19 protein-coding genes are annotated in these 19,635 nt (G+C 64.2%); 12 read left to right on the forward strand and 7 right to left on the reverse strand.

All coding sequences use genetic code 11. The features are described 5' to 3' along the window. Position 1 precedes the first annotated feature (1 nt). Positions 2 to 2,209 carry a hypothetical protein gene (locus NKH63_RS21505; RefSeq protein ID WP_502896352.1) on the reverse strand — a complete coding sequence of 736 codons (2,208 nt, stop codon included), beginning with the start codon at positions 2,207 to 2,209 and terminating at the stop codon, positions 2 to 4. Positions 2,210 to 2,530: 321 nt separating this feature from the next. On the opposite strand from NKH63_RS21505, the gene dnaK reads away from it, so the two are divergent. The 6 genes from dnaK (at position 2,531) to NKH63_RS21535 (ending at position 8,191) form a co-directional block, all read left to right on the forward strand. After that, a complete protein-coding gene (gene dnaK / locus NKH63_RS21510) occupies positions 2,531 to 4,447 on the forward strand; it encodes a molecular chaperone DnaK (RefSeq protein WP_023718912.1) in 1,917 nt (638 codons plus the stop codon). A 212-nt stretch (positions 4,448 to 4,659) separates the two neighbouring features. Beyond that, positions 4,660 to 5,790, forward strand: a complete 1,131-nt coding sequence (dnaJ, locus tag NKH63_RS21515; protein WP_023679852.1) for a molecular chaperone DnaJ — start codon at positions 4,660 to 4,662, stop codon at positions 5,788 to 5,790. Between the two features lie 116 nt (positions 5,791 to 5,906). Further along, positions 5,907 to 6,512 (forward strand): phospholipid N-methyltransferase PmtA, encoded by a 606-nt coding sequence (pmtA, locus tag NKH63_RS21520; RefSeq protein ID WP_352481404.1) that lies wholly within the window; start codon positions 5,907 to 5,909, stop codon positions 6,510 to 6,512. A gap of 61 nt (positions 6,513 to 6,573) precedes the next feature. Beyond that, positions 6,574 to 7,170 carry an NADPH-dependent FMN reductase gene (locus NKH63_RS21525; protein WP_352918678.1) on the forward strand — a complete coding sequence of 199 codons (597 nt, stop codon included), beginning with the start codon at positions 6,574 to 6,576 and terminating at the stop codon, positions 7,168 to 7,170. Beyond that, positions 7,167 to 7,880 carry an orotidine-5'-phosphate decarboxylase gene (pyrF, locus tag NKH63_RS21530; protein WP_023718909.1) on the forward strand — a complete coding sequence of 238 codons (714 nt, stop codon included), beginning with the start codon at positions 7,167 to 7,169 and terminating at the stop codon, positions 7,878 to 7,880. The genes NKH63_RS21525 and pyrF overlap by 4 nt, the downstream gene beginning before the upstream one ends. 23 nt (positions 7,881 to 7,903) lie before the next feature. After that, a complete protein-coding gene (locus NKH63_RS21535) occupies positions 7,904 to 8,191 on the forward strand; it encodes a DUF1330 domain-containing protein (protein WP_023718908.1) in 288 nt (95 codons plus the stop codon). Here the strand turns inward: NKH63_RS21535 and NKH63_RS21540 are convergent. From NKH63_RS21540 to NKH63_RS21565, 6 genes are all read right to left on the reverse strand, one after another. Then, on the reverse strand, positions 8,188 to 9,246 hold the full coding sequence (locus NKH63_RS21540) for a D-alanine--D-alanine ligase family protein (protein WP_352918680.1): 1,059 nt from the start codon (positions 9,244 to 9,246) through the stop codon (positions 8,188 to 8,190). The genes NKH63_RS21535 and NKH63_RS21540 overlap by 4 nt on opposite strands. A 159-nt stretch (positions 9,247 to 9,405) precedes the next feature. Next, a complete protein-coding gene (locus tag NKH63_RS21545; RefSeq protein WP_352481401.1) occupies positions 9,406 to 10,287 on the reverse strand; it encodes an SMP-30/gluconolactonase/LRE family protein in 882 nt (293 codons plus the stop codon). Further along, positions 10,287 to 10,925: a 2-dehydro-3-deoxy-6-phosphogalactonate aldolase gene (locus tag NKH63_RS21550; RefSeq protein ID WP_023718905.1), complete on the reverse strand. Its 639-nt coding sequence runs from the start codon at positions 10,923 to 10,925 to the stop codon at positions 10,287 to 10,289. The genes NKH63_RS21545 and NKH63_RS21550 overlap by 1 nt, the downstream gene beginning before the upstream one ends. After that, the gene (locus tag NKH63_RS21555; protein WP_031193988.1) at positions 10,922 to 11,872 is read right to left on the reverse strand and encodes a 2-dehydro-3-deoxygalactonokinase; all 951 of its coding nucleotides are present in this window, start codon (positions 11,870 to 11,872) and stop codon (positions 10,922 to 10,924) included. The genes NKH63_RS21550 and NKH63_RS21555 overlap by 4 nt, the downstream gene beginning before the upstream one ends. Further along, the gene (locus NKH63_RS21560) at positions 11,872 to 12,639 is read right to left on the reverse strand and encodes an SDR family NAD(P)-dependent oxidoreductase (RefSeq protein WP_352789065.1); all 768 of its coding nucleotides are present in this window, start codon (positions 12,637 to 12,639) and stop codon (positions 11,872 to 11,874) included. The genes NKH63_RS21555 and NKH63_RS21560 overlap by 1 nt, the downstream gene beginning before the upstream one ends. Positions 12,640 to 12,684: 45 nt before the next feature. Then, complete coding sequence (locus NKH63_RS21565; protein WP_352918682.1) at positions 12,685 to 14,571, reverse strand: GtrA family protein; 1,887 nt, start codon at positions 14,569 to 14,571, stop codon at positions 12,685 to 12,687. Positions 14,572 to 14,701: 130 nt separating this feature from the next. On the opposite strand from NKH63_RS21565, the gene NKH63_RS21570 reads away from it, so the two are divergent. The 6 genes from NKH63_RS21570 to NKH63_RS21595 all read left to right on the forward strand — a co-directional run bounded on the left by NKH63_RS21570 (position 14,702) and on the right by NKH63_RS21595 (position 19,549). Further along, entirely contained in the window at positions 14,702 to 15,709 is a 1,008-nt protein-coding gene (locus NKH63_RS21570) for a glycosyltransferase (protein ID WP_352495457.1), read from the forward strand. Between the two features lie 7 nt (positions 15,710 to 15,716). Beyond that, on the forward strand, positions 15,717 to 16,091 hold the full coding sequence (locus NKH63_RS21575; RefSeq protein WP_352918684.1) for a GtrA family protein: 375 nt from the start codon (positions 15,717 to 15,719) through the stop codon (positions 16,089 to 16,091). Positions 16,092 to 16,307: 216 nt separating this feature from the next. Beyond that, positions 16,308 to 17,249 (forward strand): glutathione synthase, encoded by a 942-nt coding sequence (gene gshB / locus NKH63_RS21580; protein WP_352640352.1) that lies wholly within the window; start codon positions 16,308 to 16,310, stop codon positions 17,247 to 17,249. A gap of 160 nt (positions 17,250 to 17,409) precedes the next feature. Continuing rightward, positions 17,410 to 18,942: a YifB family Mg chelatase-like AAA ATPase gene (locus NKH63_RS21585; protein WP_352495454.1), complete on the forward strand. Its 1,533-nt coding sequence runs from the start codon at positions 17,410 to 17,412 to the stop codon at positions 18,940 to 18,942. A 92-nt stretch (positions 18,943 to 19,034) separates the two neighbouring features. Then, positions 19,035 to 19,358 carry a hypothetical protein gene (locus NKH63_RS21590; RefSeq protein WP_352495471.1) on the forward strand — a complete coding sequence of 108 codons (324 nt, stop codon included), beginning with the start codon at positions 19,035 to 19,037 and terminating at the stop codon, positions 19,356 to 19,358. Beyond that, positions 19,262 to 19,549, forward strand: a complete 288-nt coding sequence (locus NKH63_RS21595) for a GNAT family N-acetyltransferase (protein WP_352515833.1) — start codon at positions 19,262 to 19,264, stop codon at positions 19,547 to 19,549. The genes NKH63_RS21590 and NKH63_RS21595 overlap by 97 nt, the downstream gene beginning before the upstream one ends. Positions 19,550 to 19,635: the final 86 nt, after the last annotated feature.

The following is a 19,635-nucleotide window of genomic DNA, read 5'->3' on the forward strand; positions in this document are numbered from 1 at the left end:
CTCACGGTTCGCAGCTGACGGCTGGGGTTCTGAGCGGCAAGGTCATCTTGCAGCAAGGGTAGTAGCCACCCTTGTCGCGGTCGGACTGCCTGTAGAAGAAGAGCCCGACATCGACCCTGTCGCCAGGATAATGGCCGGTGATACCGATCGTGAATGGCGCGCCGGGCGCATGCGACAGGGGCGAAGTCACCCCGACGCCAGGCGTCCTGGACAGAGCCTTGATCGAATCGCCGCCGAAGCCGGTATGGTCATGAAGATAGAGATCGGCCTCGAGGCCGGAGGGCGTGCAGAAATACTCGACATCCTCGACATCAAGGCAAGGAGGCAGATTGCCGGGGGGCGGGAAGTCCGGCGGATAGAACGGTGGCAGATAGCCGCCCGGCACCTGCTCGTAATAGCCGGCACGGCCTTCGCAGGGGCGCCAGACCTCGACGTCGCCGACATGGCCTTCCACTTCCGGGTCTTCGAAATAAGTGTCGAAATCGACGAACCACGAGCCGAAAGGCGGCACGTTGGCCGGCCTGACCAGCGCCGTCGGCGTGATCTGCACGCCGTGCACGGCAAGCGGCCCCCCGGCTGCGAGCTGTTCGGCGAGCGCCGGGTTGTCGCGCAACTTGTCGCCGGTATCGACCAGCGTGTCGGTGCAGATGCCGGTATCGAGATTGCCTTCGGAATCGTAGCCATATTGCAGGTCGAGGCCGCCGGCCGACTGCCGGTTGTCTTGCGGGAAGCCGACCGCATATTCCTGCGGCACTTCCACCCACACCGATTCCGTTGCCGGATCGTCCGGATTTTCGCGCCAGTAGCGGATGACCTCACCCTTGCCGGAATCGGCGAACTGGCTGTAGTCGTAGCGGTTTTCCACCGGGCCGCGCTGAGCCAGATACATGAAGCCCTTGTTGTCAAAGGCGATGTCGGTGACCGCGTAATCCTTGTCGGCCTTGACGGTCAGCTCCCAGCGCGGGTCGCCGAAGCTGCCGTCGCCGGCAATGCCCACCGACCAGATCTCCGCCTTTTCCCCGACCGAGTAATAGAGCCGGCCGCCACGATAGGCGACCGACCAGACGCGGCGCTCGTCCTGTGTGTAGCCCCAGCTATCGGGGTCCTCGCTGTCGAAGGCAGCACCCTGGATGTCCATCACCGAGCCGTCGTCGGCGACTGGGGGCAGCCCGTGCGCCGGGCGGCCGGCGACGCCGTGGTCGAACGTGTCGACTAGCGCGCCATTGGCGTCGATGCGGTGGATAAGGCCGGTGTCGAGATCGCTGGCGAAGAACTGGCGGTGGATATTGTCGAAAGTGACGTCGCCGATGCCGGGACCGCTATTGGCGTCGATATCGGCGAATTTCGAGACGGCGCCGGTGATGCCATCGATCTTCCAGATCGTTCCGGGGCCGCCGCCGTTTTCGGTGCCGAACTGGCCGTCCATGAAGACCGCGTCAGCCGTGCCGCGGCGCTGCCGCTCCGGCCGGCCGTCGGCGTCGCCGTCTGGTGTGACGATGCGGATGCCGTGCAGCGAGGTGGCGCCGGCATAGAGGTTTGGAATGGCCGAGGGAACGCCGTCGCGCACGCCGTCGTCATAAGTGATGCCGAACACCTGGCCGATTTGCTCGGCCGTGACCTCGAAGGGTGGCGGGGTGAAGACCAATTGGCCAGACGCCGGCCCGCCCAGCCTTGAAACGTCGAAGACGCGCAAGGTTGCGCGCGCCGTGTCGATGAAGGTCTCGTCGACCGGATCGACGCCCGGCGGCAGGCCTTCCTCGAAATTGGGGATGATGGTGCCAGAGAATCCGGTCACTGCCATCGAGCCGGGATAGATGATCTGGGTTTCCTGGGCCTGTGCCGAGCCGCCGAGCCAGAGCCCAGCGGCGAGTGCCAAGGCCGATAATCCGCTGGCAGCCTGGATTGCGCGGCGCAAATGGCCGGCACGAGAGCGCACGGACGCGCCATGGTCGCAAGACATGGATCTCCCCCCACAGGTCATGGGAGAAACATCCGGTCTCGGCGCGCAAATCAGGGCAAGGCGCGGCGTTCCGGCACGTTCATCCCTGATCGAATTGTCTGCTTTCCTCACCGTCATGATACGCCGGCGTCCGCGCAGGGTCAACGGAACCAGCGGAAAGCCCAGCGCATCGACCCGGTCCCGAAGGCGACTGTCGCGCTGAGTTCCTGCTGTTCCCGGAGACCATCGAGCCTCTGGATCTGTGGTCATGGGGCTTTCCTTTCCGGGGCCGCACCACGCGGCACCTGAGCGTCAGTCGCGAGGTGAGGCGGAAAGGTTCATGGACCGGGGCCGGGCCGGCTGGATCACGGCCGGAAAATACGGGCCTGCCGGTCCCGAATCCGATCAACCGCGATGAATGGTGAACGCCTTGCGCAGAATGCTTGCGCGCCACGCAGCCTGTTCTTATATACGCGCCAAGCCGTCCAGCGCCGAATGCCGGTTGCCGGAGCGGAATTTCTTGTGAACAGGGGCTTTCGTCGGAACGCCTGTACGGGTCCTGAGAGCCTGCTTAGCGGAGAGATTAGAGAAATGGCAAAAGTAATCGGTATCGATCTGGGAACAACCAACTCCTGTGTCGCCATCATGGACGGCAAGGAATCCAAGGTCATCGAGAATGCGGAAGGCGCGCGCACGACCCCTTCGATCGTCGCCATCAACAGCGACGGCGAGCGCCTCGTCGGCCAGCCGGCCAAGCGCCAGGCGGTCACCAATCCTGAAAACACCATTTTCGCGGTCAAGCGCCTGATCGGCCGCCGCTATGACGATCCGGTGACGGAGAAGGACAAGAAGCTTGTCCCCTACAAGATCGTCAAGGGCGACAATGGCGATGCCTGGGTCGAGGCCGGCGGCAAGAACCAGTCGCCCAGCCAGATCTCGGCGATGATCCTGCAGAAGATGAAGGAAACGGCGGAAGCCTATCTCGGCGAAAAGGTCGAGAAGGCGGTCATCACCGTTCCGGCCTATTTCAACGACGCCCAGCGCCAAGCCACCAAGGATGCAGGCAAGATCGCCGGCCTGGAAGTGCTGCGCATCATCAACGAGCCGACGGCGGCAGCACTTGCCTATGGCTTGGACAAGAAGGAAGGCAAGACGATTGCCGTCTATGACCTTGGCGGCGGCACGTTCGACATTTCGGTGCTCGAAATCGGCGACGGCGTGTTCGAGGTGAAGTCGACCAATGGCGACACCTTCCTCGGCGGCGAGGATTTCGACATGCGTCTGGTCGAATACCTGGCGGCCGAGTTCAAGAAGGAACAGGGTATCGACCTGCGGAATGACAAGCTCGCCCTGCAGCGCCTCAAGGAAGCGGCTGAAAAGGCCAAGATCGAGCTGTCGTCCACCACGCAGACCGAGATCAACCTGCCCTTCATCACCGCCGATGCCAGCGGCCCCAAGCACCTGACGCTGAAGCTGACGCGTGCGAAGTTCGAGAGCCTTGTCGAAGATCTCGTCCAGCGCACCATCGAGCCCTGCAAGGCGGCGCTCAAGGATGCCGGCCTCAAGGCCGCTGAGATCGACGAGGTCGTTCTGGTCGGCGGCATGACCCGTATGCCCAAGATACAGGAGATCGTGAAGCAGTTCTTCGGCAAGGAACCGCACAAGGGCGTCAACCCGGATGAGGTCGTCGCACTTGGCGCTGCCATCCAGGCCGGCGTGCTGCAGGGCGACGTCAAGGACGTGCTGTTGCTCGACGTGACGCCGCTGTCGCTCGGCATCGAGACGCTGGGCGGCGTATTCACCCGGCTGATCGAGCGCAACACGACGATTCCGACGAAGAAGAGCCAGGTGTTCTCGACGGCTGAGGATTCGCAGTCGGCGGTGACCATCCGCGTCTTCCAGGGTGAGCGTGAAATGGCCGCCGACAACAAGGCGCTCGGCCAGTTCGACCTGGTCGGCATCCCGCCTGCGCCGCGTGGCGTGCCGCAGATCGAGGTCACGTTCGACATCGACGCGAACGGCATCGTCAACGTTTCGGCCAAGGATAAGGGCACCGGCAAGGAGCACCAGATCCGCATCCAGGCGTCTGGCGGCCTTTCGGACGCTGACATCGAGAAGATGGTCAAGGATGCCGAGGCCAATGCCGAAGTCGACAAGAAACGTCGCGCACTGGTCGAGGCCCGCAACCAGGCCGAGGCTCTGGTGCATTCCTCGGAGAAGTCGCTGAAGGACTATGGCGATAAGGTCTCGGAGACCGACCGCACGGCGATTGCCGATGCGATCGCGGCGTTGAAGACCGCTGCCGAAGGCGATGATGTGACCGAGATCGAGGCCAAGACGCAGACGCTCGCCGAAGTCTCGATGAAGCTCGGCCAGGCGATGTACGAGGCTTCGCAGAAGGAAGCCGCCGAGGCCGACGCCAAGGCTGATGCCGCCAAGGACAGCGATGTGGTCGATGCCGATTTCGAGGAAATCGACGAAGACGACGAGAAGAAGAAGTCGGCCTGAACCGCCTGACGGTACAGGTAAGCAAAAAGCCCGGCGCACAGCCGGGCTTTTTTGCAACCCTTTGCCGGAAAAACGCCGAGCTACCCGAAAAAATGCGGACAAAGCCTCGTAGACACTGGCATCCCGGCTCCATCACACCTAAATCGGAACAGCGTGCCGGCAAACGACGCAACGATACTTCAAGACGTTGACTATCCGGACTGCGGGAAAACATGAAAGCTGATTTTTACGAAACGCTGGGCGTGCAAAAAGGCGCCGACGAGAAGGAGCTCAAGAGCGCTTTCCGCAAGCTGGCCATGCAGTTCCATCCCGACCGCAACCCAGGCGACCATGCCTGCGAGCACAAATTCAAGGAAATCAACGAAGCCTACGAAACGCTGAAGGACCCGCAGAAGCGCGCCGCCTACGATCGCTTCGGCCACGCCGCCTTCGAGCACGGCGGCATGAATGGCGGGGCGCAAGGCTTTGGCGCCGGCGGCTTCGCCGACATTTTCGAGGACATTTTCGGCGACATGATGGGCGGGCGCCAGCGTCGCTCGTCCGGCGGTCGCGAGCGCGGCGCCGACCTGCGCTATAATATGGAAATCACGCTGGAAGAGGCATTTTCCGGCAAGACCGCGCAGATCCGCGTGCCGGCATCGATCTCCTGCTCGGAATGCTCGGGCAGCGGCGCCAAGCCCGGCACCCAGCCCGTCACCTGCTCGATGTGCAACGGCCACGGCAAGGTGCGCGCCACGCAAGGGTTCTTCTCGATCGAGCGCACCTGCCCGCAATGCCAGGGGCGCGGCCAGACCATCAAGGATCCATGTCCGAAATGCGCCGGCCAGGGCCGCGTCACCGAGGAGCGCTCGCTGTCGGTCAACATCCCTGCCGGGATCGAGGACGGCACCCGCATCCGGCTTGCCAATGAGGGCGAGGCCGGCCTGCGCGGCGGCCCATCGGGCGATCTCTACATCTTCCTCGCGGTCAAGCCGCACGAGTTCTTCCAGCGCGACGGCGCCGATCTTTATTGCAAGGTGCCGATCTCGATGACGACGGCAGCACTTGGCGGCTCGTTCGAGGTGACGACATTGGACGGCACCCAGACGAAGGTGAAGGTGCCGGAAGGCACCCAGAACGGCCGCCAGTTCCGCCTCAAGGGCAAGGGCATGCCGGTGCTGCGCCAGCCCAATATCGGCGACCTCTACATCCAGACCGTGGTCGAGACGCCGCAGAACCTTTCGCGCCGCCAGCGCGAATTGCTGGAGGAATTCGAGCAGCTTTCCTCAAAGGACAATTCGCCCCAGTCGAGCGGATTTTTCGCCCGCATGAAGGACTTTTTCGAAACGTTCGGCGAGCATTGAAGCTGATCCCTGGAAACGCTTCCCGAGCGTCATCAACACCTTATCCGGGGATTCGCCTTGTCTTGCACCTCGTAGCTGCTAAGTAGCATGCGAGGGAGCGTTGAGGAGGACTTTCGATGACGCGTAGTCCCGGACTGCGAAAGACGCTGGCGGAAAAGTTCGACGACGAACTGAAGTTCTTCAAGGGCTGGATCGACAAGCCGAAGGCGGTCGGTTCGATCGTCCCGACCAGTTCCATCACCGCGCGCAAGATGGCCTCGATCGTCAATCCGAAATCCGGCCTGCCGGTGCTCGAGGTCGGGCCTGGCACAGGCGTCATCACGCGCGCCATCCTCGCTCAGGGCATAAAGCCTGAAAATCTCTACGCGGTCGAATATTCCACTGATTTCGTGCGCCATCTGCGCCAGCTTTATCCAGGCGTCAACGTCATCGAGGGCGACGCCTTCAATCTCGACGCGACGCTCGGCGACAAGCGCGATCTGGTCTTCGATTCGGTGATATCGGGCGTGCCGCTGCTCAACTTCCCGGTCGCCCAGCGCATCGCCTATGTCGAGAGCCTGCTCGACCGCATCCCGGCGGGCCGGCCGATCGTGCAGCTGACTTACGGGCCGCTGTCGCCGATCCCGCCGGGCCGCGGCGACTATACGGTCGAGCATTTCCATTTCGTCATCCGCAACATTCCGCCGACGCAGCTTTGGATCTACCGACGCGGGGCCGCCTGAATTGCAGCGTTGGGTTTGAATAGCACTTGTCTTATACCCATCGGGTGACAAGGCAGACCCCATGGCTGTGATCCCGAAAATTCTCGTCGTCGCCGGTTCGGTGCGCAGCGGCGCCTATAGCGGCAGGACCGCCGACGTGGCGCAGAAGGAACTTGCCATGCAGGGCGCGGAGGTGACCCGCATCTCGCTCGCCGACTATCCGTTGCCGATCCTCGACCAGGATCTGGAAAAGGAAGAAGGCATTCCCGAAAACGCCGTCAAGCTCGGCCGGATGATCGCCGCCCATGACGGGCTGCTGATCGCGACGCCCGAATATAACGGCTCCATTCCACCGCTGCTCAAGAACACCATCGACTGGGTGAGCCAGCTGCGCAAGGATGGCGGCCGGACGTTCAGGCCGCTTGCCGGCAAGGTTGCCGGCCTCTGCTCGTCTTCCAACGGACCCTTCGGCGGGATACGCTGCATCAACCATCTGCGCGCCGTTCTGGTGCGCTGCCGGATGGAGGTGGTGACACCGGAATGCTCGGTGCCGGAGGGCGGCAACGCCTTCGACGACGAGGGCAACCTCAGGGACGAGAGACTACGCCAATCGATGGAGCACCTATGCCGAACGCTGATCGAAACCTCGCGCATGCTGTCGACGCGGATCGAGGCATGATCCCGGACGCCGCGCATGCCGACACGATGCAGGAAAGGCTGATCGTCGGCCTCGACCTGCCGACGCTGAAGGAAGCCGAGAAAGCGGTGCGCGAGCTCGACGGGATCGTCTCCTTCTACAAGATCGGTTACCAGCTCGCCTTTGCCGGCGGGCTCGACTTCGCCCGCGAGCTGGCCAGCGGCGGCACCAGGATCTTTCTCGACATGAAGCTGCTCGACATCGACAACACGGTGGCCAAGGGGGTCGACAACATCGTCAGGATGGGCATGAGCATGCTGACCATCCATGCCTATCCGAAGACGATGAAGGCGGCGGTCGAGGCTGCGAAGGGCAGCGACCTTTGCCTGCTCGGGGTCACCGTGCTGACCTCGATGGACGAGCAGGACGTGATCGACGCCGGCTATGAATATGATCCGCATACGCTGGTGCTGAGGCGCTCCGAGCAGGCGCTACATGCCGGCATGGGCGGCATCGTCTGCTCGGCCGAGGAAGCCGAGGCGGTGCGCCGCATCGTCGGCCCCGACCTGGCCGTCGTGACGCCGGGGATCCGGCCCACGGGCAGCGACCATGGCGACCAGAAGCGGGTGGTGACGCCGGCGCAGGCGATCCGCAACGGCTCCAGCCACCTCGTGGTCGGCCGGCCGATCGTCGGCGCGGCCGACCGGCGGGCGGCAGCTGAAGCCATCCTCGATGAAATGCGCTCGGCATAAGGACCAAAAACCAGGATAAACCGATGCCCAAGGGATACTGGATCGCTCGCGTCGACGTGCGCGATGCGGAAGGCTACAAGGACTATGTCGCAGCCGCCAAGCTGGCCTTCGACCGCTTCGGCGCCAAGTTCCTGGCGCGCGGCGGCGCGCATGAGAAGGCCGAGGGGCCGGGCCGCGACCGCAATGTGATCATCGAGTTTCCGTCGCTTGCGGCGGCGCATGACTGCTACCACTCGCCCGAATACCAGCGCGCGGTCGCGATCCGCCAGAAGGTGGCTGACGGCGAAATCGTTCTGGTCGAGGGGATTTAGGCGAGAAGTCGGTTCGTCGCGGTTTCAGCCATCGCATCGGCGAGGCTCAGGCCCCATTGCCGGCGACAGTAATCGCGGAAATCGAAGCAGGGCAGGCCGGGGCAGACCTCGAACTCGATGAGGTGCACGCTGTCGTCGGCTTCGACCCGGAAGTCGATGGAAAACACATCCCGCAGGCCAAGCCCGACCATCAGGCTTTCGGCGATGCGACGAATTCTTGCATCGGCTCGAGGCTGGCTGGCGCCAACGGGAAGCAGCAACGGCTCAGCGTAATTTCCCGCGGCTTTCGCCGCTACACCGGTATCGCCGTAAAGCGCCAGGCTGTCCTGCATGGTCTGGAAATCGCTGCCCGAATCGACAAGGGCGATGCCGATCGCCTCGGCGCCGGTATCCGGCTTCAATCCGAGAAAACTGGCGCGCGCGTTGCGGCCGGCGACATAGGGCTGGACCACGACATCGTCGCGATAGGCGGCGAAGACGCGCCGGCTAAGCTCCAGCGCGTGGCCGAGATCGTGGCAGCGCGAATCCGGCCAGATGCCGATCTTGGCGCCGAGCCGGTTCGGCTTGACGAACCAGCCGGCGGGCGAGTCCGGCGGCGCGACCAGCCAGGCTCCGTCACGGGCAAGGCCCGCCCGCGGCACCGGCAAGCCAAGCGCGCCGAGCACGGCGCCGGAACGGAACTTATCCTGACAGAGCGCAAAAAGCGCATCGTCGGCGCCGATCGCCTTCAGGCCGTTCAGCCGTGCCAGAGCTGGTGCCGCGCCGCCGCGGAAATAGGCGATGCCGTCGGTCAGTGTCCAGACGAGCGTGGTCTTCGGGTCCTCGCCGGCGAGAACGCTTGCGGCGTCGTCGAGTGTCACCGGCGCAAACGACAAGCCGCGCTTCTGGCAAGCGGCGGCAAGTGCGTCGAATTCAGCAGCGATGTCGGTCGATTGCGCCAGATAGGAGGCGATTTCGACGGCACGCTCCGGCACGTGGTTATCGGCGACCAGCCGATCGAAGCAGGCCTTTTCCGGCTCGTAGACAAGGATCAGCTTCGGCTTGCGGCTTGACATGGGTGGAACGGCTCCTGGCAGCACGATTGCCTACCATCGCACGGGGAACGCATTCGGCTTGCGCGGAACCGACGTTGATCGGACGCCTGCACGACAGCAAGCGCACCATCTTCTTGTTTGACCATGATCTTTTCCGAACCAAAGGTTCGGGACCATGGTCTAGCCAATCAGCACGCGCGGCTCGAAGCGACCATTGACTGGAATGTCGAGCATAAACGTCATGCCGGCTTGCGGGTCGAGCAGGCGCTGCTTCTCGCTCTTGCCGGACCAGGCGGAGGTGACCGCGATCCGGTCGGCATTCCTGCCGACAAAAGCCGGACAGGACGGCTGCGTCGCCGGCATCGCCACCGAACGGACAAGCTTGCCGTCGGGTCCATAGGCTTCGACGACGCTGCCGCCCCAGCAAGCGTTCCACAATATGCCGTCGCGGTCGAGCACCGAACCATCGATATAGCCCTTGGCCGAACGGTGATCGACGAAGACCTTCGGTTCGCCAACCGGCAGGCCGGTCGCAGGATCGCAGCCGACGCGCATCAACAGCCCGGTGCTGGTGTCGGTATAATGGGCGATGGTCCCATCTTCGGAAAAGCAGATCGAATTGGGCACCGTGAGATCCGCATAGAGCCGGCGCAGCTCGCCCTTGAAGAACCAGTAGATAGAACCGGCGGCCTTCTCCTCGCCCTTACCCATGGTGCCGACCCAGAGGGCGCCGCAAGGGTGAACGCGGGAATCGTTCGAGCGGGTGACCGTATTATCGGCCTCGATCGGCGTGTGCAGCGTCAGCTTGCCGGTCGCGACATCGCGGACATGCAGGCCGGTCTCGGTGGCGATCAGCTGGCGTTGGTCGTCGACGATGGCGATGGCGCTGGCCATCTGACCGAGCTCGTGGATTTTGACCGCACCGCCGGACAAGCGCTGTTCCAGGAGCTGGCCGTTGACGATGTCGAACCAATAGAGCGTGTCCGTGGCAGGGTCATAGCTTGGCCCCTCGCCGAGTTGGCAGACATGGTCGGAAAAAACCGAAACGATGGTCTCGCTCATCATGCCGCTCCAAACGCCGCGTCCCAGGCCACGACCGCAGCCTTCGCCCGTGCTGCCACTTCGTCGATGCTCATGCCCGGCTTGAACAGGCTGGAGCCAAGACCGAAGACGGTGACGCCGGCCGCTTTGTAGCCGGCAAAGTCCTTGTCCGAAACGCCGCCGACGGCGCCGACCAGCACACTGGCTGGCAGCACCGCGCGCATCGCCGAAATGCCCGCCGCGCCAAGCACGCTCGCCGGGAAGAATTTCAATGCCGAGGCGCCGAGCCGGATTGCTTGAAATGCCTCGGTCGGCGTGAACACGCCGGGCATCGTCACCATGCCGTACTGCATGGCACGGCCCATGACCTCGGCATCGATATTGGGGCTGACCAGCAGCCGCCCGCCGGCCTTGTGCAGACCGTCGACATCGGCGGCGGTGAGCACCGTGCCGGCGCCGACCAGCGCCGTCGGAGGAAGCGCTTCGACAATACTGGCGATGGAAACAAAAGGCTCGGGCGAGTTGAGCGGCACCTCGATTGCTTCGATGCCGGCGCCGAAGATCGCCTGGCCGATCGCCACCGCCTCGCTTGGCTTGAGGCCACGCAGGATCGCGACCAGACCCCGCTTGAGCTTTGGAAAAGGTGCGGTTTCGGTCATGCGGCAACTCCATTTTTGGCGATCATGCCATTTTCGCGCGCGGCTTCGGCAAGGCCGGCACGCACCGCCTCATCGGCGTCGACCGCCCTGAAAGCGAGCCCGGCAAGGCCGAGCGCCTCGGCATAGAGCCTGCCGAGTGCGCCCGATGCGATCAGCACGACGGGCACGGCGCTTGCCCCATAGCGGCTATTTGCCGAAGCGATCTCGCCGCCGATCAGCAGGCCGGACAGAGAGGCTGCGGCATCTTCGGGCTTCAGGTCCTGCAACAGGCTGGCGGCGCGGATCGAGAACAGTCTTGAAACGATGTCACCGCCCTCGGCCAACGCCTTCAGGCACCAGTCCCGGAAAAACGGACTTTCGGCGGCAACCGGCTGCGGCGGCTCGCCCAGCGAATGGCGCAGGATCGAGTGCGCAGCCAGCACCGAAAACAGCTCGCCGGTCGGCCAGGTGCCGAAGCCGGCAATGGAACCGTCCTCGACCAGCACCCATTTCGAATGGGTGCCGGGCATGCAGACGAGGTGGCGTCCCTGTGCCGGCAAACCGGCGCCGGCAAGCTGCGTTTCCTCGCCGCGCATGACGTCAGGCGCATCGGCAAGGCGTTGGGCAAGGCCGGGCACGATGCGGATGTCGCGGCGCTGGCCGGGGATGCGGGCAGCGCCGGCGAGGATAGCGCCGATCGGCGCCGGCACGCTGACATAGGGCGCCTCCAGCCAGCCCTGGCGCGAACCGGCCATCCCGCAAATGATGACCGGCAGCGCCTCGGGGGCACCCATGGCAGCCAGATGCCCTTCGAGAACGGACGAAAATCCTTTAGCCTGGGCGGTGATCAGCCCGTCATCGCCGCGCCGCTCGGCGAGAACCTTGCCGGCGCCGTCGAGCAGCCACACCCTCATCCGGGTGGTGCCCCAGTCGACGGCCGCGACAGAAGGGGCCTTGCTCGATGAGATCACAGGAACCCCCCGTCGACGATCAGCATCTGCGCGGTCAGCATGCGTGAAGCATCCGACGCCAGGAACAGCACGGTGCCGACAACGTCTTCCGGCTGCATCACCTCTTTGATGCACTGCTTGGCGACGTGGGCGGCGAGCGCCTGTTCGGTGACCCAGAGCTTTCTCTGTCGCTCGGTGATCACCCAGCCGGGCGCGATTGCGTTGACGCGAATGCCGTCGACGCCGAGCTTGCCGGCAAGACCCTTGGTGAGGCCGACGATGCCGGCCTTGGCGGCGGTATAGGCCGGCATATCGGGATGGTTGATGAGAAACGAGGTCGAGGTGAAATTGATGATCGAGCCGCCACCGGCCCGCTTCATGCCCGGCGCCACCGCCTGTGCGCTGAAGAAATGCGGGCGCAGGTTGATGGCATGATTGTTGTCCCAGAACTCGACCGTGACGTCTTCGACGGCATGACGGTCATCCTGCGCGGCATTGTTGACCAGCACGGTCACGTCGCCATGCGCCTCGGCGGCTTTGGCAACTGATAACCGCAATGCCTCGATATCGCGTATATCGGTCTTGAGATAGAGCGGCCGCCGGCCGAGCTCCTTGTCTAACCGATCGGCCAGCGCCAGGCTCGGACGGTCGGCGATATCGATAAAGGCGACCTTTGCCCCCTGGCGGATAAATCCCTCGGTCAAGGCGGCTCCAATGCCGGAGCCGCCACCGGTGATCAGCACCGAAGCGCCTTCGAGGTCGGCAAAGTGTGCCGATGGCATCATGAATTCTCTCCCGGTCCAACGATCTCGGTCTGACCGGCGCGCATCCTATCCAGCCATGTCGGGCGGGCAAGGGCGAAAGAGTGGATAGTCGGGACTTATGTCCGACAAAAGGCCGCACGCGCCCCCGATCGATCGGCCGCCCAGCCGGACGTGGTACAATTCGACGGCGGCTCCGCTGGTCCCGGCAACCGGCTCAAGCCATTCCGGTACGCTGCCGCGCATCAACCCGGCGAGAAAACCTGCCGGCGCCTTGGCGGCGAGGAGCTTGCTTTCGGGGCTGCCGGGGCACAATGCGACGAGGCCGACGTGATGATCCGCCAGGATTGTCCTGGCATCGGCATCGGACCCAAGGAAGGCATCGAGCGCCAGCAGGTTGCCGGCGACGTTGCGATGATAAGGCCCGGCGAAGACGCGGTGTCCGGAATAGGCCAGGATCGGCGATCCGAGATTGGAAATTGCCAGCACCGTGGTGCCGGGCAGGCGGCCAAGCGCCGCAAAGGAGGCCATGCGCTGGCAAGCGACATCGGCGCCGTCGCCATTATCGGCGGCGGTATTGCTGTCCTCGAAGGCGACCGAGGTCGCCGCGGCAGCCCCAGTCCAGACGGCATTCACCGAAACCAGCCAGACGGCGGCCATGCGCAGCGCCACGCCGCGCGACGGGCTGGCCTCGGCCCGTTGACGCCATTTGGCAATCCAGGCAGCAAGCGGGATGACGGCGAAGGCGATCGAGAATGTCGAACCGCGCACCTGCCAGGCACTGACGATGAAGGCCACGACAAGCAGCGTGCCGACAAGGCTGTCCTGCCGCCGCCAGCCGCCACGGCCAAGGCGAAGCGCCATCAGCACGAGCGCGATGAGCGGCGTAGCATAGCGCGCCACCACCCCGGCCGGATCTTCAGCGAGAAGCTTGAACAGCGATTGCGCCTCGTCGATGTGATCAAGCCATAGCTCCTTGAGGCGCGGATCGAGGTTGGCATAGGGCGCTGCCAGGCATTGCGGGAACAAAAAGACGACGACTGCGGCCAATATCAGGGCAAGCAGGCCAAGCGAGGCGATGCGCCGTTGGCGCGTGCGGCCAGCGGGCTCGACCGACGCTATCGCCGCAAGGCCGGTTCCGGCAATCGCTGCGACGACGAACTGCACGGTCGAGAAGGCGTCGCATTGCGCCTGACCCCAGGCGGACGGTGCGATGGTGGCGACAAAGACGAGAGCGGACACGCCGGCAAAGCCGAGGCCGAAATCCCTGGCAATCGGCCTCTCGCCATCGGCGTCGAGGGCAAACAGCGTGGCGACAGAGGCGCCGATGGTGGCGACATAAGGCGCGGTTTCCATGCCGACGGCCAGCATCAATCCGGCGCACAGGCCGGAGAGTAGTGCCGCCGGCCTGCGCAACGGCGCTTCAAGCAGAAGGCTCAGGCTGGCCATGCTCAGCGTCAGCTGGACATTGTGGTGATCGAGCGCGCCAGGCGAAAAAATGCCGAGGAAGTGCAGTGCGGCGGCGCCGACGACGACAGCGGGCAGCACGGCGCCGTCACCGGCAAAGCTGCGCGCGGTGCGAGCGGTGAAAAACACGGTCAGGCAAAAGAGCAGCGCCGGCCACAGCACTTGCGCAAAATTCTCGGCAAAGACCGTGCTCCCGGTCAGGGCCGACACGGCCGTGATGGCGGCGATCGGCGCATCGACCAGCCGCGACCAGTGCATGACGAAGCCGCCTTCCAGGCCCATCCTGTACTGGTGCAGATCGAACCAGCTTTGGCCGGCCAGCATGTCGCGAACTTCGACAAGGCGCAGCAGATTGTCGTTGTCGCCGCCGGCATTGGTCAGTTCCGGGAAACCGGCAAAGGCATTGACGGCAAGCGCCAGCAGCGTGGCAAGCAGCGCCAGCGCGATATCGGACCTCCAAATGGAGGCGCCATCGTCGGCTGTGCTCATATCAGGACCTTTGGAAGGAATACGGGGCGGTTTAAACCTAGCCTTAACAGCTTCAATAAATAGTAAAGCCGCCCCGAGCGAGGCCGGCGTTTGAGCGGTCAGGGACCTCACAGGGCATCCGGAGACGAAAATGCCACAAGAAGTGCGCCATGAGCCGAGCATCGCCGTGCTCCTGCCTTGCTACAATGAGGAGCTGACGATCGGCGAAGTGGTGCGGCGCTTTCGCGAGACGCTGCCTGCCGCCGCGATATATGTCTACGACAACAATTCGCGCGATCTGACGGCGCTCCGAGCCCGCGCCGCCGGCGCCATCGTGGTGCGCGAGCCGCGCCAGGGCAAAGGCAATGTCGTGCGCCGCATGTTCGCCGACATCGAGGCCGACATCTATCTGATGGCCGACGGCGACGGCACCTATGCGCCGGAGGACGCGCCGCAACTGATCAACGCGCTGCTGACCGAGCGCTCCGACATGGTGGTGGGCACCAGGCGCGGCGTCGCCGACGATGCCGGCAGGACTGGCCATGCCTTCGGCAACCGCATCTTCAACAGCCTCTACAAGCGGCTGTTCGGCTCGGACTTTACCGATATCTTCTCGGGGTACCGCGCCTTCACCAGGCGCTTCGTCAAGAGCTTTCCCGCCGTTTCCGGCGGTTTCGAGATCGAGACCGAAATGTCGGTGCACGCCTCGCAGCTCAAATTGCCGGTGAGCGAGATCGGGCTCGACTATGGCCGCCGGCCGGAAGGCTCCTCGTCGAAGCTGTCGACCTTTCGCGACGGCGCGAAGATCCTGTGGATGTTCGCCATGCTGATGAAGGAGACACAGCCGCTGCGTTTCTTCGGCGCTTTTTCGGTGTTCTTCCTGGCATCGAGCCTGTTCCTGATGGCGCCGGTGCTGATCGAGTTCGCCGAAACCGGGCTTGTGCCGCGCATGCCGACCTGGGTGCTGTCGGTCGGGCTGCTGCTGCTGTCGATGCTGGCGGCGGTGACCGGGGTAATCCTCGATTCGGTGTCGCGCGGCCGGGCCGAGCAGAAGCGCATCTTCTATCTGTCGATGCCTTCCGGTCGCGTCGAACGTGAACGTGCAAGCGCCCTCGCGACTTTGAAGGCCGGACCGGGCAAGACCCCGCGCGCGGCCTAGAGCCTGAATGGGACGCCTCGCCCGCTTCATTTTCGCCGGCGGCGTCGGCTTCGTCGCCGATGCGGCGGCGCTTTGGCTGGTGCTGACGATAGCGCCGCTCGGACCATTCGCGGCTCGCATCATTTCGATCGGTTTTGCCCTGTCCGTCACCTGGTTGATCAACCGCCATCTGACGTTTTCGCCTTCCAGCCGCGGCATCGCGCAAGAGGGCGCACGCTATGGCGGCGTCGGCATTGCCACCAGCGTCGTCAATTATCTCGTCTATTGCGCCATCCTGTTCGCGCGGCCGACGGTGTCGCCGCTCATCGCCCTTGCGGTCGCCTCGCTGATTGCCATGGCGCTGTCCTTCCTCGGCTATTCCAAGCTGGTCTTCGATCGCTGACGGCACATCGCATTGGGATCTGCGCCAAACGAAGCGCAGCCTCATCATGACCTTGGCCGATTGGCAGAAGCCGCCGATTTCCTTATATCGCTGTCGTCGATGCATCGGCGCGAAAATCGGAATCGATTTTCGGACAGCACGATGCATGGATTCAAAAGTGTTGGAGCGTACTTTGTGCATCCAAGTGGATCGCTGCAAGTGCGCCGGAGAGCTGCCATGCCCCTGAAAGTCGCCGTCCAGATGGACCACATCTCCACCGTGTCGATTGCCGGCGACACGTCGTTTGCGCTGTCGCTGGAAGCGCAGCGGCGCGGCCACCAGCTGTTCCACTACACGCCCGACCGGCTGTCGCTGCGCGACGGCAAGGTGTTTGCCCGCATCGAGGCGATGCAGGTCCGCGACGAGAAGGGCAGCCATTATTCACTGGGCGAAGAAATCCGTACCGATCTTTCGGAGATGGACGTCATCCTTTTGCGGCAGGATCCGCCCTTCGACATGAACTACATCACCACCACGCATATCCTCGAGCGCATCCATCCGAAGACGCTGGTGGTCAACGACCCGGCCTGGGTGCGCAACAGCCCGGAAAAGATCTTCGTCACCGAATTTCCCGACCTGATGCCGGACACGCTGATCACCAAGGATCCGCTCGAAGTCGCCGCCTTCCGCAAGGAGTTTGGCGACATCATCGTCAAGCCGCTCTACGGCAATGGCGGCGCCGGCATCTTCCACCTGCACGAGGCCGACCGCAACCTCGCCTCGCTGCTCGAAATGTTCGGCCAGATGTTCCGCGAACCCTACATCGTGCAGCGCTACCTCAAGGAGGTGCGCGCCGGCGACAAACGCATCATCCTGATTGACGGCGAGCCGGTCGGCGCCATCAACCGCGTGCCGGCCGAGCACGATTCGCGCTCCAACATGCATGTCGGCGGCCGCGCCGAAAAGACCGAGCTGACAGAGCGCGAACGCGAGATCTGTGCCCGCATCGGCCCGTGGCTGAGGGAGCGCGGCTTCATCCTCGTCGGCATCGACGTCATCGGCGACTACATGACCGAGATCAACGTGACCTCACCGACCGGCATACGCGAAGTGAAGCGCTTCGGCGGCGCCGACATCGCCAGCCTGTTCTGGGATGCGGTGGAGGGCAAGCGTAACTAGTCTCGCTTCGGAGCGGCCGCGTTGCAACCCATTGGAGCCGCTGCGTTCAGCCGTTCCCCAAATGTTCTTGCCTTCGCCGGAAATCTGTGGTTGTCTCCGGTGACGCCGTTCGCGGCATGATCGCAAGGGCTTGGGGCAAGCCTGCAGCCGGGGTGAAGACATGGTGGCGCGGGTTCGCACGGTTGCTTTCCAGGGCATCGAGGCCGTGCCGGTCGACGTGCAGGTGATGATCGCGCCGGGCAAGGTCAACATGCACATCGTCGGCCTGGCCGACAAGGCTGTAGCCGAAAGCCGCGAGCGGGTGCAGGCGGCGCTGCATGCATCCGGCCTGTCGATGCCGTCGAAGAAGGTCACCGTCAATCTGGCGCCTGCCGACCTGCCCAAGGAGGGCAGCCATTACGATCTGCCGATCGCGCTCGGTTTGATGGCGGCACTCGGCGCCATTCCGGGCGACATGCTGGCCGGCTATGTCGTGCTTGGCGAATTATCGCTCGACGGCACCATTGCCGCGGTGGCCGGCGCGCTGCCGGCGGCGATCGGCGCCAATGCCGAAGGCAAGGGCCTGATCTGCCCGTTCGCCTGCGGGCCGGAAGCGGCGTGGGCCGGCAAGGATTTCGACATATTGGCGCCACGCAGCCTGATCGCCATCGCCAATCATTTTCGCGGCACGCAGGTCCTGTCGCGGCCGGAAGCCGGCATCCATGCTTCGGCGCGCGACCTGCCCGACCTTGCCGACATCAAGGGGCAAGAGACCGCCAAGCGGGCGCTGGAGGTGGCGGCAGCCGGCGGCCACAATCTGCTGATGGTCGGTCCGCCCGGGTCCGGCAAATCGATGCTGGCGCAGCGGCTGCCGTCGATCCTGCCGCCGCTTGCGCCGAAGGAATTGCTCGAAGTCTCGATGATCGCGTCGGTGGCCGGCGAACTCGGCGAAGGAAAGCTCACCGACCGGCGGCCGTTCCGCGCGCCGCATCATTCGGCCTCGATGGCGGCGATGGTCGGCGGCGGCTTGCGCGTGCGGCCGGGCGAGGCCTCGCTTGCCCATCACGGCGTGCTGTTCCTCGACGAGTTTCCCGAATTCTCGCCGCAGGCGCTCGATGCGCTGCGCCAGCCGCTGGAGACCGGCGACTGCATGATCGCGCGCGCCAACCATCGCGTCACCTATCCGGCGCGCATCCAGCTGGTCGCGGCGATGAACCCGTGCCGCTGCGGCATGGCCGGCGAGCCAGGCTATCGCTGCCTGCGCGGCGACCGCTGCCGCACCGACTACCAGGCGCGCATTTCCGGCCCGCTGCTCGATCGCATCGATCTCAGGATCGAGGTACCGGCGGTTTCGGCCAGCGATCTGATCCGGCCGGACCGGGCGGAGAAAAGCGCGGCGGTAGCACTGCGCGTCGCTCGTGCCCGTATGATCCAGCGTGAGCGTTTCGAACGGCTCGGCGCGACCTCCGCCACCACCAACGCGCATTGCTCACCGTCCGTTATCGAGGAGATCGCCATGCCCGATGCCGCCGGCCTGTCGCTACTGAGGGACGCCAGCGAAAAGCTCGGCTTTTCGGCAAGAGCCTACCACCGCGTCTTGAAGGTGGCGCGGACGCTGGCCGATCTCGAGGCCAGCGAAACGGTCGGCCGCATCCATCTGGCCGAGGCGATTTCCTACCGCATGAGCTCGGAGCGGATGGCACAGGCGGCGTAGTGCTTCTGCTGCTCGCTGGAAGTACGGTTGCGGGTTCGCGCCCGATGATCGCATATGTTACGGTCATGCACCTAACCGGGGCTGAGGCGGGGATGATTTCTGTTTCGCCGGCACGCAGTGCCGAAGACTTCGAGACCATGGCCGGGCTTTGCCGCAAGCTTGCACAATGGGATGTCGACGCCGTGCAGCCTTACGGCGTCTCGGAGGAGGACGTGAGGACCATCTTCCACCCCGAAAGGAGCGGCAGTTCGCTGGCAGCGAAGTTCGGCGCGCCAGATGCCATGGCGTTTATCGCGCGATCGGAGAACCTACCGGCGGGCTGCCTCGCCTTGACCAGTTCGACGACCATACGGCGGAGATTCACAAGTTTTTTGTCGACGCGTCGTTTCGCGGAAAAGGAATCGGCCGGGCGCTGATGGGGGCCGCGCTGGCGGAGATCCGGAAAGGCCGAATCCGGACGGTATTGATCCACACGACGTTCTACATGAAAAACGCCATTGCCGTGTATGAGTCGTTCGGCTTCAGGCCCTGCCCGCCCTTCCGTGAAACCCCGGAGCCGGTCAGACATACCGATATTTTCATGTCGTGCTCGATCTCGCCCGCGTGAGGTTAGAGGCAGCCGCGGTGTGGAGGACGCGGCGTCCCTCGACTTGCCCTATTTTTGGAAATCGAACCTGGGCCCCGATGATCCTC

The organism is Mesorhizobium sp. M0960, from assembly GCF_040319055.1.
Lineage (GTDB): Bacteria > Pseudomonadota > Alphaproteobacteria > Rhizobiales > Rhizobiaceae > Mesorhizobium.